At 41.8% G+C, this 15736-nt stretch carries 15 protein-coding genes and 3 tRNA genes; 6 read left to right on the top strand and 12 right to left on the bottom strand.

The features are described from left to right. Positions 1-38 precede the first annotated feature (38 nt). The 5 genes from K1I56_RS01110 to K1I56_RS01130 all read left to right on the top strand — a co-directional run bounded on the left by K1I56_RS01110 (position 39) and on the right by K1I56_RS01130 (position 3468). Positions 39-995, top strand: a complete 957-nt coding sequence (locus K1I56_RS01110) for a ribose-phosphate diphosphokinase (protein WP_003007186.1) — start codon at positions 39-41, stop codon at positions 993-995. Between the two features lie 9 nt (positions 996-1004). Further along, positions 1005-2117 carry a cysteine desulfurase family protein gene (locus tag K1I56_RS01115; protein WP_223324742.1) on the top strand — a complete coding sequence of 371 codons (1113 nt, stop codon included), beginning with the start codon at positions 1005-1007 and terminating at the stop codon, positions 2115-2117. A 9-nt stretch (positions 2118-2126) separates the two neighbouring features. Beyond that, complete coding sequence (locus K1I56_RS01120; protein ID WP_003015156.1) at positions 2127-2474, top strand: DUF1831 domain-containing protein; 348 nt, start codon at positions 2127-2129, stop codon at positions 2472-2474. A 1-nt stretch (position 2475) separates the two neighbouring features. Continuing rightward, complete coding sequence (locus K1I56_RS01125; RefSeq protein ID WP_003007180.1) at positions 2476-2691, top strand: DUF4649 family protein; 216 nt, start codon at positions 2476-2478, stop codon at positions 2689-2691. A 129-nt stretch (positions 2692-2820) separates the two neighbouring features. Next, positions 2821-3468 carry a redox-sensing transcriptional repressor Rex gene (locus K1I56_RS01130; protein WP_024055729.1) on the top strand — a complete coding sequence of 216 codons (648 nt, stop codon included), beginning with the start codon at positions 2821-2823 and terminating at the stop codon, positions 3466-3468. A gap of 202 nt (positions 3469-3670) precedes the next feature. Here K1I56_RS01130 and radC read toward each other — a convergent pair whose 3' ends face one another. From radC to gyrA, 4 genes are all read right to left on the bottom strand, one after another. Beyond that, the gene (gene radC / locus K1I56_RS01135; RefSeq protein WP_003011667.1) at positions 3671-4354 is read right to left on the bottom strand and encodes a RadC family protein; all 684 of its coding nucleotides are present in this window, start codon (positions 4352-4354) and stop codon (positions 3671-3673) included. A gap of 54 nt (positions 4355-4408) precedes the next feature. Beyond that, positions 4409-4687: a hypothetical protein gene (locus tag K1I56_RS01140; protein WP_003003299.1), complete on the bottom strand. Its 279-nt coding sequence runs from the start codon at positions 4685-4687 to the stop codon at positions 4409-4411. A 170-nt stretch (positions 4688-4857) separates the two neighbouring features. Continuing rightward, positions 4858-5601, bottom strand: a complete 744-nt coding sequence (locus K1I56_RS01145) for a class A sortase (RefSeq protein ID WP_014713268.1) — start codon at positions 5599-5601, stop codon at positions 4858-4860. A 13-nt stretch (positions 5602-5614) separates the two neighbouring features. Continuing rightward, positions 5615-8071 carry a DNA gyrase subunit A gene (gene gyrA / locus K1I56_RS01150; RefSeq protein WP_223324743.1) on the bottom strand — a complete coding sequence of 819 codons (2457 nt, stop codon included), beginning with the start codon at positions 8069-8071 and terminating at the stop codon, positions 5615-5617. A 198-nt stretch (positions 8072-8269) separates the two neighbouring features. On the opposite strand from gyrA, the gene K1I56_RS01155 reads away from it, so the two are divergent. Then, positions 8270-9256, top strand: a complete 987-nt coding sequence (locus tag K1I56_RS01155; protein ID WP_021153137.1) for an L-lactate dehydrogenase — start codon at positions 8270-8272, stop codon at positions 9254-9256. A 45-nt stretch (positions 9257-9301) separates the two neighbouring features. On the opposite strand, the gene K1I56_RS01160 is transcribed toward K1I56_RS01155, so the two are convergent. The 8 genes from K1I56_RS01160 to parC all read right to left on the bottom strand — a co-directional run bounded on the left by K1I56_RS01160 (position 9302) and on the right by parC (position 15663). Then, complete coding sequence (locus tag K1I56_RS01160) at positions 9302-9718, bottom strand: NUDIX hydrolase (protein ID WP_021153136.1); 417 nt, start codon at positions 9716-9718, stop codon at positions 9302-9304. Positions 9719-9774: 56 nt separating this feature from the next. Continuing rightward, a tRNA-Arg gene (locus tag K1I56_RS01165) sits at positions 9775-9846 on the bottom strand. Between the two features lie 76 nt (positions 9847-9922). Then, positions 9923-11122, bottom strand: a complete 1200-nt coding sequence (gene rpsA, locus K1I56_RS01170; RefSeq protein WP_003011990.1) for a 30S ribosomal protein S1 — start codon at positions 11120-11122, stop codon at positions 9923-9925. Positions 11123-11290: 168 nt separating this feature from the next. After that, positions 11291-11362: transfer RNA gene (locus tag K1I56_RS01175), tRNA-Gln, on the bottom strand. Between the two features lie 49 nt (positions 11363-11411). After that, positions 11412-11492, bottom strand: a tRNA-Tyr gene (locus tag K1I56_RS01180). 52 nt (positions 11493-11544) lie between these two features. After that, the gene (locus K1I56_RS01185) at positions 11545-11775 is read right to left on the bottom strand and encodes a DUF2969 domain-containing protein (RefSeq protein ID WP_003003589.1); all 231 of its coding nucleotides are present in this window, start codon (positions 11773-11775) and stop codon (positions 11545-11547) included. 236 nt (positions 11776-12011) lie between these two features. Continuing rightward, positions 12012-13034: a branched-chain amino acid aminotransferase gene (locus K1I56_RS01190; RefSeq protein ID WP_223324744.1), complete on the bottom strand. Its 1023-nt coding sequence runs from the start codon at positions 13032-13034 to the stop codon at positions 12012-12014. A 175-nt stretch (positions 13035-13209) separates the two neighbouring features. Next, the gene (parC, locus tag K1I56_RS01195) at positions 13210-15663 is read right to left on the bottom strand and encodes a DNA topoisomerase IV subunit A (protein ID WP_223324745.1); all 2454 of its coding nucleotides are present in this window, start codon (positions 15661-15663) and stop codon (positions 13210-13212) included. Positions 15664-15736: the final 73 nt, after the last annotated feature.

The following is a 15736-nucleotide window of genomic DNA, read 5'->3' on the forward strand; positions in this document are numbered from 1 at the left end:
AGTGCTAAGATCAAAAATCTAAATGAGGTTGGAATCACATGTCAGATAAAAAAAATATGAAGCTCTTCTCTCTCAATTCAAATCCAGAGATTGCGCAAAAAATCGCGGATCACGCTGGGGTTCCACTTGGGAAAATTTCATCCCGTCAATTCTCAGATGGTGAAATCCAAGTCAATATTGAGGAAAGTGTTCGTGGATATGATATTTATATCATTCAATCAACCAGTTTCCCTGTCAACAATCACTTGATGGAACTCTTAATTATGGTGGATGCTTGCCAACGAGCCAGCGCAAATACTGTCAATGTGGTCATGCCTTACTTCGGTTATGCCCGCCAAGACCGGACTGCTGCTCCTCGTGAACCAATCACTGCTAAACTCGTCGCAAACATGTTGGTCAAAGCTGGGGTGGATCGCGTTGTCACACTGGATCTTCATGCGGTGCAAGTTCAAGGTTTCTTCGATATTGCTGTAGATAACCTCTTTACCATTCCACTCTTTGCAGAACACTACATCAATAAAGGTCTAACTGGTCCTGATGTCGTCGTCGTCAGCCCTAAAAACTCAGGTGTCAAACGGGCTCGTAGTTTAGCTGAATATCTTGATGCACCGATTGCGATCATTGATTACGAGCAAGATGATGCGAACCGTGATTATGGCTATATTATCGGGGATGTCAAAGATAAGAAAGCGATCTTGATTGACGATATCCTCAATACCGGTAAAACATTCTCAGAAGCTGCGAAAATCGTCGAACGCGAAGGAGCTACTGAAATTTATGCTGTTTCAAGCCATGGCTTATTTGTGAAAGGTGCTGTTGAATTATTAGACCAAGCTCCGATCAAAGAAATCTTGGTAACCGATTCTGTTGCTCCAAATGGACCAACTCCAAAAAATATTAACTATCTGACAGCTAGCGAACTGATCGCTGAAGCTATTGTTCGCATTCAAGAAAGAAAACCTGTTAGTCCTCTATTTGCCTACCACAAGAAATAAGGTCTTAATGTGATATATTTTGATAATGCCGCAACAACTCCCCTCCTACCTGAAGTCATTGATAAAATGTCTGAAACTATGAAGACCACTTTTGGAAATCCATCGAGCCTTCATGCCCATGGACGGATGGCTAGTAAACTCCTTCGAGAGTCTCGCGAGCAGATTGCTCAGTCTCTCCATACTCTTCCAAATCGTGTTTTCTTCACTTCAGGTGGATCAGAAAGTAATAATACCGTTATAAAAGGCTACTGCTTGAAACACCAAGCAGATGGCAAACACATCATTACGACCGCTTTGGAACACCATGCGGTTCTAGAACCCATCGAATACCTTGTAGAACGTTTCGGTTTTGAAGTTACGATCGTCCAACCAAGAGATGGACGCATTCAGTCTAGTGATATCAAGGCTGCACTTAGACCGGATACCATTCTTGTCTCTACCATGTTTGCCAATAACGAGACAGGCGATCTTCTACCGATTAAAGAAATCGGAGAACTCTTAAAAGATCATTCAGCTGCCTTTCACGTTGATGCTGTCCAAGCAATCGGAAAGGTCCCTGTCTATCCCGAAGAGTTGGGAATTGATTTTCTCAGTGCTTCCGCCCACAAATTCCATGGACCAAAGGGCGTCGGCTTCCTTTATGCGGCCACCCCAGATTTTGATAATCTCTTACATGGTGGGGATCAGGAAAGTAAGATGAGAGCCAGCACGGAAAATCTTATTTCTATTGTCGGGATGGCAACTGCGCTACAGCAAGCTACACTTCATCAAGAAGAAAATTTCCACCAGGTTCAAAAACTTGGCCAGGAACTAGTCAATGGTTTAGCAGCCTACGACTACTACGTAAATGCGAATGACGATCATCTTCCATTTGTTTGGAATCTTGGCTTTCCAGGTGTCCAAAATGATGTCTTATTGATGCGACTCGATCTTGCTGGAATTTCTGTCTCTACAGGTTCTGCTTGTACCGCTGGTACAGTGCAACCCAGCCATGTCCTTGAGGCGCTCTATGGAAAAGATAGCTCACGTCTAAAAGAATCCCTTCGAATTAGTTTTTCAGAACTCAATACCGTAGAGGAGGTTCAAGACTTCCTCTCAAAACTTAAAGAAATTTTATCATAGGAGAACAATATGGCTTTTGAAACAAGTGTTTCATTGAAAGACTGCAAATATACCTATAGTCTACACCCAAATGTAAAAAAATATACCTTACGTGACAATACATTTGCTGTTACAAAAGTTGGAAATTACGAGTTAAATCGTTTGCTCGAAGCCGTTCCAAATAGCGGCGAAGGCTTCCTACTTAAAATCATTTTCAATAAAGATTTGACAGGTTTTAAGATCAATATTACAGACAAGTCTGGGCTTCGCCTGGTTAATATCTTTAAAAATCCAGAAAATGATATTATCCAACAAAAATTCTATTTCTTAATGGATAGTCTCGTCGAAAGAGAAATTTTCAACAAAACAGAGGTTTAATATGGTAACCCTAACTTATATCGACGCTTACCAAGTAGAACGAACAACTACTTATCCCAACCTTGCAGCCTGCATACTAGCTTTTTCAGGCTGTGTAACCTTGCCTGACTCTTACTCAATCGTATCCATTGAATACAAGGGAGAAAAACTCCCCTATACAGGACGAGTCGATGGACTCTATGCTTTTTTGAAAAAGGTAGAGCAAGCTGAAAACTAAGCTGATGATGATGGAACTCTCCATCGCCATCAGCTTTTTCTTTAGACAAAAATATTTTTGAAAAAACACTCTAGATAGTTGATTTTTTCACAATCTTCCTATACAATAAGAGGGAAAGGTTGTGATATTGTGAAACATGATAAAAATACTCCAATTCCACGCGCAACAGCAAAACGCTTATCGCTCTACTACCGAATTTTTAAACGCTTTAACTCTGAAAAAATAGAGCGCGCCAATTCCAAGCAAATTGCTGATGCAATTGGGATTGACTCTGCTACCGTTCGCCGAGATTTTTCTTATTTTGGTGAATTAGGAAGACGTGGATTTGGTTATGACGTAAAAAAACTGATGAACTTCTTTGCAGATCTTTTAAATGATAATGCCATTACCAATGTCGCTATTGTGGGGATCGGAAATATGGGAAGTGCGCTCCTCAATTATCGCTTCCATGAACGCAATAAGATGAAAATTGTTATGGCGTTTGATCTAGACGATCATGAACTGATTAATACTAAAAGTAAGGACGGAATTCCTATTTACGGTATTTCCTCTATTAAAGAAAAGCTCAAACAAGAAGGCATTCAAACAGCCATCCTGACTGTTCCAAGCGTCAAGGCTCAAGAAGTAGCTAGCCTTTTGGTAGACGCTGGGGTCAAGGGAATTCTCAGCTTCTCACCAGTGCATCTGACAGTCCCTAAAGATGTCGTCGTCCAATATGTCGATCTCACCAGTGAATTGCAAACACTCCTTTATTTCATGCGAAAAAACGAAGAATAAAGACTTATAGTTTAACAAGAAAAGAGGCTGGGACAAAAGTCCTAGCCTCTCAATTATTTTTGGATTGTCGAGTAAGACGCAGTGGTTGAGTGGGCTCTACTACACTGATTTCATCAGCTTTTACAGCCCTACTAAACTGTGCGGAGGTGGGACGACGAAATCGAATTCTAACGAATTACCGATTTCTGTCCCACTCTCTTTTTTATACCAAATAATCGGTTTCTTCTCGGTAACTATAATAGTTTTCTTCAGATACAATCAAGTGATCCAATAGGGTTAAGCCCATCACTTCACAGGCCTCTAAGACTCGATGCGTTACTTCATCATCATTTTTACTTGGAAATACGGCACCAGATGGATGATTGTGAGCCAAAATGATGGAGGTTGCCATGTGTTTTAGTGCATAATGCAGGATTTCACGTGGCTCCGCAATACTTCGATTCACGGTTCCAATAAATATGGTCTGTTGATGAATAATTTCATTTTGCGTATTTAAATAGAGGGCAACCAGGTGTTCCTGTTTCTTATGGCCGATTTCCTGTTGAATTTTATGGGCCAATTTCTGACTGCTCATGATCTGTTCAGAACTCATTAATTCATCTTTATGAATCCTTCGTCCAAACTCAATCACAGCCTGAAGTTCGATGGCCTTCACCCGGCCAATGCCAGAGATTTCCTGTAGCTCCTCTAGAGTTAATTGACTTAACTCCTTTAAACTATTAACCGAACTCAAAAGCCCTTGTGCAATCTCATAAACGCTTTTTTGCTTATTGCCTGTCCGTAAGAGAATGGATAACAATTCTTGATGACTCAGCTTATCCACCCCTTCAGAAACCAAACGTTCTCTAGGAAGCAAAGATGGTTCAATAAATGATATGTCGTACATAATTTCCTCCTCACTTATTAATTCGTAATAAATGGAGAAAACGACGATCTTTCATTATTTACAGGCAATTTCTTGTTTCAAATCATCTAACACTAAGACTTCATCTTTATTAAAGCGGATCTGGTAACCTGTTTGAACTTGTTCAAGCTCCTTTAAAAACTGTTGAATTTCACAGCGAATCAAGTACTCCTGGCTCTGAGGAATGGCCTCTAAAGCTTGGTAGACCTGCTCTACTTCGTAGATTCCTTTCGTAATTAAACCATTTCGTGGAAAATCGTTTACTAAGAGATTATAGAAATGATGCAAGAGATGATAAATTCGCTCTTTTGTCACTATTCTACCTCCTTATCATACTCTTTCCCCTTTATTATATACTGATTTTCCCTTAATATTATGACAAATTCCTTACATAATATTACCAATCTCTTACAATTTTACAAGAATTTCTCCTAGCTTCCCACATAGAAAAAAGCCCTCGCATCTCTGCCTTGGGCTTTATTTTCTTAAAGTTGCATTTGATTATAAGACTTGCTGAATGAATCCAGGATGTCTTTTGGAGCCTTGTCATAGTCAACAGAGGTTTCCAAATTTCCTTTTACAATCGTACGGTAAGTCGCTGCAGCATCCTCACAGGTCACTAAAGTGATCTCATTAACGCCTTCACGATCTTGAATGACATCTACACGATCTGGAGTCACTGTCTCAACTGACGAGATGACATAAGTATAGATTTTTTCTTTGTCCGTGATGTAGATCTTCATTCCCGCCTTGGCTTTCTCTAATGGTGAGAATAACATGGCATTTGCTCCAGTTAGGCCAAATACATGGTGGCTAGCAAGAGAATAATTGCCTTGCCCCATGACTTGGTTTTCCTTCATGGTCCCTGCTCCGTAGTAGAGGGCTACATTTTCAAGCCCCTTAAAGATCGGAAGGTTCATGTTTAATTCAGGAATCGAAATCCCCCCAATTACTGGTAGCTTTTGAGCTTGCCATTGGGCATTGATGACGGCTTCCGTCGAGAGTGACTGGACATGTTGGAAATCAAAGCTCGTCTTCACTTCTTTATTCTTATCAATGGTTTTTTTATCGACCTTGCTAACCTGGTATTGGTTGGTATGCCAAACCATAATCATGTTTCGGATCGGAGCATTGAAAATCAAGAGAAGCGAGAGAATAATCAAAAGTGTTGCAACGATGTTGATAAGAGTATTACGTAAACTCTTTTTCTTTTTTCTTTTGCGTGACATGCTGTCCCCTTATCTATTCGTTTTCTTCCACTACTTCTTCATCTTTTTCATCAGCTTGTACAGTTGTAAAGGTCACAATTTTCGCATCTTGATCCAGTCTCATGACTTTAACACCCTGAGTTGAACGACCCGTTTGAGAGATATTACCAACACTTGTTCGGATCATGACTCCGGTATCGGTAATGATCATCAGATCTTCATCCCCTTTAACGGTTAAAAGACCAGCTAAGGGACCATTTTTCTCTGTGATATTGGCTGTCTTGATTCCTTTACCGCCACGGCCTTTGGTTGGATATTCGCTAGCCATTGTCCGCTTACCATACCCTTTTTCAGTGATGATCAATACTTCATCTTGATCCGTAACGACACTAGCCCCAACAACCTTGTCTCCTTCGCGGAGATTCACACCACGTACACCTGTGGCAGAACGTCCCATATTCCGAACCACTGCCTCATTAAAGCGGACTGAATATCCATACTTGGTACCGATAATGACGTCAGCATTGCCATCTGTAAGGAAGACATTGATCAATTCATCCTCATCACGCAGATTCAGAGCTTTGAGACCATTCTGACGGATATTTGAAAATTCAGCTACATTGGTCCGCTTGACCAAACCTTGTCTCGTCGTAAAGAAGAGATAAGCTTCGTCACTGCGATCTTGCTCCACATTGATAATGGTTTGAATCGATTCACCTTCGTCCAATTTTAAGAGGTTGACGATTGGTAATCCTTTGGCTGTCCGGCCATATTCTGGAATCTCATAACCTTTCAGACGATAGACACGCCCTTTATTGGTAAAGAAGAGCAAATGATCATGGGTGCTCGTAGAGACCAGTTCACGGACAAAGTCATCATCTTTGACACCAGTTCCCTGAACACCACGTCCACCACGTTTTTGAGCCGTAAATTCCGCTTGATCCAAACGTTTGATATAGCCTTTGTTAGAAAGGGTGATCAAGACATCTGTTTCTTCGATCAAGTCCTCATCTTCAAGAGAAAGGACTTCTCCGACCATTAACTCAGTTCGACGAGCATCGCCAAACTTGCGTTTGACTTCTTCCAATTCTTCCTTGATGATAGTTGCCACACGTTCTGGTTTCGCCAAAATGTCAGCCAAATCAGCAATCAAGGCAACCAAATCATCGTATTCACTTTGGATCTTGTCTCGTTCCAAACCGGTCAAACGACGAAGACGCATGTCCAAAATGGCTTGACTTTGACGTTCAGAGAGCTTGAATTTGGCCATCAATTCAGCTTGTGCTTCAGCGTCTGTCTGGCTATTGCGGATAATCCGGATCACTTCATCGATGTGATCCAAGGCAATGAGCAAACCTTCTAAAATATGGGCACGTGCTTCCGCTTTTTCTTTATCAAAGATGGTCCGTCGAGTCACCACTTCTTTCTGGTGCTCAATATAAGCCCCTAAAATTTGGCGAAGAGAAAGAATCTTTGGAACACCATTTTGGATCGCCAACATATTGAATCCAAAATTGGTTTGCATTTGTGTCATCTTAAAGAGGTTGTTCAAAATAACGTTAGCCGAAGCATCTCGGCGGACCTCAATCACAAAACGAACCCCTTCACGGTTTGATTCATCACGTACAGCTGTAATCCCTTCGATCCGTTTTTCTTGCACCAAGCGAACGATATGTTCGTGAACCTTGGTTTTGTTGACCATATAAGGGAACTCGGTAACGACAATCCGTTCACGACCACTCTTGGTCACTTCAATCTCTGTACGAGAGCGAAGAACAATTGAACCTTTCCCTGTTTCATAGGCCTTATGAATACCTGATTTCCCCATGACCAAGGCTCCGGTTGGAAAATCTGGACCAGGCAGCACTTCCATGAGTTCACGAGTGGTCACTTCAGGATTGTCCATCATCAATTTGACGGCATCTATTGTTTCACCGAGATTATGAGGTGGAATATTGGTAGCCATACCTACAGCAATCCCTGTAGCTCCATTCACAAGAAGGTTAGGGAAGCGTGCTGGTAGCACCATGGGCTCCCGCTCACTGGCATCATAGTTATCTGCAAAATCAACTGTATTCTTATTGATATCCCGCAACATCTCAAGTGCGATCTTGCTCATACGGGCTTCGGTATACCGTTGTGCAGCGGCCCCATCTCCGTCCATAGAACCAAAGTTCCCATGGCCGTCCACTAGCATATAGCGATAGCTCCACCATTGCGCCATCCGAACCATGGCTTCATAAATAGAGGAATCACCGTGTGGGTGGTATTTACCCATAACATCCCCTGTGATACGGGCTGACTTCTTATGTGGTTTATCTGGCGAAACACCCAATTCATTCATTCCGTACAAAATACGACGGTGAACGGGTTTTAAACCATCCCGAACATCAGGGAGGGCACGAGCAACGATAACACTCATGGCATAATCGATAAAACTCGTCTTCATTTCTGATGTTAAATTCACATCAATTAGATTCTTATCCTGCATTCAAAAAATGCCTCTCTTTACTTAATTCACCATACTATTATAACACATTTTAGCCTATTTTTCTTCTTAGGAACACAAACGTAAAAACGTTTACATCAAGGATTCATACTGTTTCAGATGACAAAGACTTTCAAAAGTGGTAGAATGAAATCGTATGAGAATCTATCTCAAAAAAAAATGAAGGAGACGTTTAGACTCATGGATTTGACTAAACAACACAAAAAAGTTATCCTTGTCGGTGACGGTGCCGTAGGTTCATCTTATGCATTTGCACTTGTCAACCAAGGAATTGCACAAGAGCTTGGAATTATCGAAATTCCTCAATTGCACGAAAAAGCTGTCGGAGATGCGCTTGACCTTAGCCACGCCCTTGCCTTCACTTCACCTAAGAAGATCTATGCGGCTGAGTACGCTGACTGTGCGGATGCTGACCTTGTTGTAATTACTGCAGGTGCTCCTCAAAAACCAGGTGAAACTCGCCTTGATCTTGTTGGTAAAAACCTTGCCATTAACAAGTCAATAGTAACACAAGTTATTGAATCAGGATTTAACGGTATCTTCCTTGTAGCTGCTAACCCAGTTGACGTTTTGACATACTCTACATGGAAATTCTCAGGATTCCCTAAAGAACGCGTTATCGGTTCTGGTACTTCTCTTGACTCAGCTCGTTTCCGTCAAGCACTTGCTGAAAAATTGGACGTTGATGCTCGTTCAGTGCACGCCTACATCATGGGTGAACATGGAGACTCAGAATTCGCTGTATGGTCACACGCTAACATCGCTGGTGTAAACCTTGAAGAATTCCTTAAAGATACTCAAAACGTTCAAGAAACTGAATTGATCGAATTGTTCGAAGGTGTTCGTGATGCTGCTTACACCATCATCAACAAAAAAGGTGCTACATACTACGGTATCGCTGTTGCCCTTGCTCGTATCACTAAAGCAATCCTTGATGATGAAAATGCAGTACTTCCACTTTCTGTATTCCAAGAAGGTCAATATGGTGTTAGCAACGTCTTTATCGGTCAACCTGCCATCGTAGGTGCACACGGTATTGTACGTCCAGTGAACATCCCATTGAACGATGCGGAACAACAAAAAATGAAAGCTTCTGCTGATGAATTGCAAGCAATCATTGATGAAGCATGGAAAAACCCTGAATTCCAAGAAGCTTCTAAAAACTAAGAAAAAAACATCTCCTTATTAAAAAGGGGATGTTTTTTAGCTGCTTTATTTGGATTTGTCAGCAAGGATTTCAAGCAAATAAGGCACAACGAGATTGCTCTCTATGTCTTTCAAAGAAGAAATCCATTTAAAGTCTGTATGCTCTTCTGGATCTAATATAAAATCACGCTCTTCCAAAATCTCGCCAGCATAAACTAGGCGTGTAAAGACAGTATCTTTGCTGGCATCAAATTGACTATCTTCGTGGATAATCTTATTAATCCGAAGCTTTTGATTAACCTCCTCCATAGCCTCACGTAGAGCAGCCTCTCTGGGCAATTCATTCTCTTCTACACTTCCACCTGGAATATCCCAATAAGATGGATAGACATTAGGGAGACCTCGCTTTATTTTCGAGCGTTTGATAAGCAGATACTTCCCGTCTTTCTCAATCAAGGTATGGGCGATTAATTTTACTGTCATTGCATGTTCCTCCAAGAAAGAGCAAAAAAGACTCCGAGGAGCCTCGTTATGAATCATCCACCCTGAGGGAATCGAACCCCCATCTCAAGAACCGGAATCTTACGTGATATCCATTACACTAAGGGTGGCAACTGTTACAGTATATCAAATTCTCGAGAATTTTACAAGTAAAAAAAGCTTACCGAGAGGTAAGCTTTTTGAATATTACAATTCGATATCGCCAAACAAGTCAGCCATTGAGAATCCAGTTTGAGTTTCTGGAAGATCAAAGTCGCGTTTTTCTTGTTTTGGACGACGTGGGCGAGATTGACGTTTTTCTTGTTTTTCGCCTTCTTCTTGAGCTGGACGTTCTTCAAGAGCTTTGATAGAAAGTGATACACGTTCATCTGCAGCATTTACTTCAAGAACTTTAACAGTTACTTCTTGTCCAACTTTAAGAACATCTTTTGGATTTTCAACACGTTTGTGTGAAATTTGTGAGATGTGTACAAGACCATCGATACCTGGCAATACTTCAACGAATGCACCGAAGTCAGTCAAACGTTTAACAGTTCCTTCGATAACATCACCAGCAGCCAATTTTTGTTCAACGCCATCCCAAGGTCCAGGTGTTGTAGCTTTCAATGAAAGTGATACACGACCTTCTTCTTCGTTCAAGTCAAGAACTTTCACTTGGATTTCTTCACCAACAGTTACAACTGATTTAGGTGATACGTTGCGTTCGTGTGACAATTCTGTCAAGTGAACCAATCCATCAACACCACCAAGGTCGATGAAGGCACCGAAGCTTGTAATACGTGCAACTTTACCAGTTACGACATCACCAACGTTCAATTTACCAAATACTTCTGCGCGTGCTGCAGCTGATTCAGCTTCAACAACTTCACGACGTGAAAGGATAAAGCGGTTTTCTTTTGGATCTACTTCTTTGATTTTAGCATCAAATTCTTGACCTACGAAACGTTCAGTGTTACGTACAAAACGAGTATCAAGCATTGAAGCTGGAATAAATCCACGAAGTCCTTCAAATTCTACTGAAAGTCCGCCCTTAACAGCGCGAGTTCCTTTAACAGTAACAACTTCTTCTTCACGTCCAACCAATTTGTCCCATGCTTTGCGAGCTTCCAAACGTTTTTTAGATACAAGGTAAGTTACTGTATCAGTATCTTTACCAACTACTTGACGAAGAACAAGCAATTCAAGTGTTTCACCTGGTTTTACCAAGTCGTTGATGTCAGCATCACGATCGTTTGTCAATTCGCGAAGAGTCAAGACACCTTCGACACCAGTTCCAGAGATTGCAACGTTAGCTTGGTTCGCGTCAACTGTCAATACTTCAGCAGTAACAACGTCACCTGGTTCAACTTGGCTAACACTGTTTAGCAAATCTTCAAATTCATTCATCTAAAAAATCCTCCAACAATCAAGTTTTCTAAAACTTGACATACTTATAATTATTTTTCCTAAGCAAGCACTCGCAATGAGATCAACTACAATCTTTAACGACTCATCCTATAAAGAAATAAAATACCTGGATAGATATTTTATCACTTATCTGATATTACCTAAGAACTGGGGTAGCTGGATTCGAACCAACGCATGAGGGAGTCAAAGTCCCTTGCCTTACCGCTTGGCTATACCCCAAAAAGAGCGCTGACATTAGTCACTTTATCATCGTCACAATGAACGCTAATGGAGAGAGAGGGATTCGAACCCCCGAACCCGAAGGAGCGGATTTACAGTCCGCCGCGTTTAGCCTCTTCGCTATCTCTCCATATAAATCAACAGGATCTATTATACCATTGATTTATTATGATTGCAAGCCCTTATTTATTCAAATTATAATTTTCTATCAAAATTTCAACGGCTTTTTCAAGTTTTTTGTAAAGAGAATCCACATTTCCATTTTTGATAATGGCAAATTGACCAGCCATGTCTGCAATTTCACCAATCGTTTTCTTTCCAATGGACAAAGTGAAACCATCAAAAGTGTCTTTTCCGACGGTTACTTTACTATCAACGATTTGAATCTCAATTTTCTTATCTTTTTTACTCATTTCAACCCTCTTTTCACTTTTTCTATTTTACAAAAATTCTCTTGATGACGCAAGAGAAAAGGGAGTGGGTCAGAAAGAATTTAGTTAGAAATTCCTTCTTTCTCCCACCCCCGAAAAGGTCATTCGGCACTCTTCTATTCCTAAAAGCGAATGAAGAGAAACATTAGCTACTGCGTTTTTTCGTTAAGACTCCTTCTCATTGAAGTCTGGACACTTTGGTCTCAGACGCTATCGGTTTAATCGACTTTGACAATCCATCCTTCTGGCGCTTCGACATCACCAAATTGGATACCGGTCAACTCGTCATAGAGCTTCCGTGTGATAGGACCTACTTCTGTTTCAGAATAGAAGACATGGAAGTCATCACCGTGTTGAACTCCTCCGATTGGAGAGATGACAGCTGCGGTACCACAAGCTCCTGCTTCTACAAAGCGATCCAAGTCATTGATAAAGACATCCCCTTCAATTGGTGTCATACCAAGACGGTGTTCCGCAAGGTAAAGCAAAGAGTACTTGGTGATCGATGGCAAGATAGAAGGACTCAATGGCGTCACAAATTCGTTATTAGCAGTGATACCAAAGAAGTTTGCAGAACCAACTTCTTCAATCTTGGTGTGCGTCGCTGGATCGAGATAAATCACGTCAGAGAAGTTACGGTCATGCGCAATCTTACCTGGCAACATACTAGCTGCGTAGTTCCCACCAACTTTTGCAGCCCCTGTACCATTTGGTGCAGCACGGTCATACTCATCTTGAATCAAGAAGTTCGTTGGAACCAAACCACCTTTAAAGTAGTTACCGACAGGCATGGCAAAGATGGTAAAGATATACTCATCTGCAGGTTTTACGCCAATAATATCTCCAATACCGATCAAAAGAGGACGAAGGTAAAGGGTAGCTCCTGTACCATACGGTGGAACATACTCTTCATTTGCTTTTACAACTGCCTTACAAGCATCCACAAACATATCTGTTGGAACTTGAGGCATCAGCAACCGATCAGCCGTGCGTTGCAAACGTTTGGCGTTTTGATCTGGACGGAACAATTGGATGCTTCCGTCTTTTGTACGATAGGCTTTCAACCCTTCAAAGGCTTGCTGACCGTAATGCAAACTTGGAGAAGATTCAGACAAATGCAAGGTCGCATCTTCTGTCAATTCCCCTTTTTCCCAAGCTCCATTGCGATAATGGGCTAAATAGCGATAAGGTAATTTCATATATGAAAAGCCAAGATTTTCCCAATCAAGTGATACTGTCATGATAATGCTCCTTTTAATTCTTTCTATTCCTAGTCGATCTGATGCAGGTCGATTCAGTTTCTCAATCTATGTACACTATTGTACACCATTTCATGAGAATTTCAAGAGAAATTTTCAATTTTCAGAAAATTTATTTTTAAAGAAAGTCAGTCCTAGAATGGACCGACGCTTTCTTTTATTTGATAGTGGCTGAAAAAACTTCTTGATCCGAAATGGTATCGTTGACAAAGGATCCATTGCTTGTTCTTTCAGAAATGCTTAATTGTGTCAAATCAACTTCTGTCACCTGACCTGTTGTAGAAATGATCTGAAGAATTTGATCTTGTTCTGCCACTTCTTCTTGACTCGTAAAGAGATCAAAATCTCCCTGGTCAGTGAAGACTGGACCTGCCTTGAAGACACGGTGTGGTTTATTTTTCAACTCACGCAAGACCTGTAGTCCCCGTTTAGCTCGACTGGTCACAGGAATATCGTCTTGTAACATCCGTTTGAGACTGCCTCGTTGAGTCAGAATGTACATGCTTGGAGTTGTCGACTTAAAGGCGGCAGCAACTTGATCTCCGTCTTTGAGGTTAATGGCTTTGACCCCTGCTGCTTTGGCTCCTACGACAGGGACCTCTTCAATATTGAAACGCAAGCCATACCCATTTTTAGTAATGATCATGATGTCTTCAAGGACAACTGGTGCAACTGCTACGATACGGTCGTCTTGGTCTTTTAGCTTAGCATACTTAGTCGATTTAGAACGATAAGTCCGCCATGGGCTTAATTCCTTGCGTTCAAAGCGCTTGATTTGTCCTTGTTGAGTTGCCGCAAAGTAGGTTACTCCCTCAAACTGATCCACAATCTCCGCAAAGAGAATTTCTTCCTCTTGCTCGAAATTGGTCAAGGTCTGACTGAGGTGCTCTCCGATATCCTTCCACTTGGTATCTGTCAATTCGTGGATTGGTCGATAAATGGCATTCCCCAAGTTGGTAAAGAGTAAAAGATGCTGAGTGGTCTTAGCAGGCTCTACAAAAATCAACTCGTCATCGTCTCGCTTACCGACTTCTTCCAGTGTTGAGGCATTGAAAGAACGAGGCGAGGTCCGTTTGATATATCCAGCACGGGTTACGCTGACGAAGGTTTCCTCTTCAACAATGAGACTGGCTGTATCAATCTCGATCGTTTTAGCAGTGTCTTGCAACTCACTGCGACGCGGATTACCAAAGAGCTTCTTGACTTCACGCAACTCTTTCTTCATAAGATTAAACATGGTCCGTTCATCCCCAATGATGGCTGCCAAGGTTGCGATTTGCTCCTTGAGACTGGCATGCTCTTCTTCCAAGGTGACGATATCGGTATTGGTCAAACGATACAATTGCAAGGTAACAATAGCTTCTGCTTGTTCTTCCGTGAAATCGTAGCTGACCTTGAGGTTTTCTTTAGCATCTGCCTTATTATCAGAAGCACGGATCAAGGCAATCACTTCATCAAGGATTGAAATGACGCGAATCAAGCCTTCTACGATATGGAGGCGTCGTTCTGCCTTTTCCTTATCAAAGCGCGAGCGAGCGACAATGATATCCCGACGGTGAGCAATGTAGCTAGAGAGAATCGGTACAATCCCCACTTGACGAGGGGTATAATTGTCAATCGCCACCATATTGAAGTTGTAGTTGACCTGCAAATCTGTGTACTTAAACAAGTAGTTCAAGATCAAGTCTGCATTGGCATCTTTTTTGAGCTCAATGGCAATACGAAGACCATCTCGGTCAGACTCATCCCGAACCTCAGCGATACCTGCAACCTTGTTGTTGACACGAACATCATCGATCTTCTTGACCAAGACAGCCTTGTTGATCTCATAAGGGATCTCGGTAACAACGATTTGCTGCTTACCACCTTTGAGCTGCTCGATCTCTGTCTTAGAGCGGACAACCACCCGACCCTTACCAGTTTCATAGGCTTTCTTAATCTCATCCCGGCCTTGGATAATGGCACCCGTTGGGAAATCAGGTCCAGGCAAGAATTCCATCAACTTATCGACCTTAGCAGAAGGATGGTCGATCATGTAGACCACGGCATCGATGACTTCAGCAAGGTTGTGTGGCGGAATATCTGTCGCGTAACCAGCTGAAATCCCTGTAGCTCCATTGACCAAGAGGTTTGGAAAGGCTGCCGGCAAAACAGTTGGCTCTTTTTCTGTATCGTCAAAGTTCCAGGCAAATGGTACTGTGTTCTTTTCGATATCTTGCAAAAGATAACCCGCAATTTCAGACAAGCGTGCTTCGGTATAACGCATGGCTGCCGGTGGATCACCGTCCATGGAACCATTGTTTCCGTGCATTTCGACTAGAATCTCACGATTTTTCCAGTCCTGAGACATGCGGACCATGGCATCATAGATAGAACTGTCCCCGTGAGGGTGGAAATTCCCCATGATATTTCCGACAGACTTGGCAGACTTGCGGTAGCCTTTGTCATGGGTATTGCCATCCTTATTCATCGAATAAAGGATCCGCCGTTGTACAGGTTTCAAGCCATCCCGAATATCAGGAAGAGCCCGCTCTTGAATAATGTATTTGGAGTAGCGACCAAAGCGCTCCCCCATGATGTCCTCCAGGGACATATTTTGAATATTAGACATAAGATACAAAGCCCTTAAAAATACAAAGTGAAAATTAGAAATTTATCTTTTTCACACAGCACTCAGGGCGTGT

This window comes from Streptococcus parasanguinis (assembly GCF_019929185.1).
GTDB lineage: Bacteria > Bacillota > Bacilli > Lactobacillales > Streptococcaceae > Streptococcus > Streptococcus parasanguinis_O.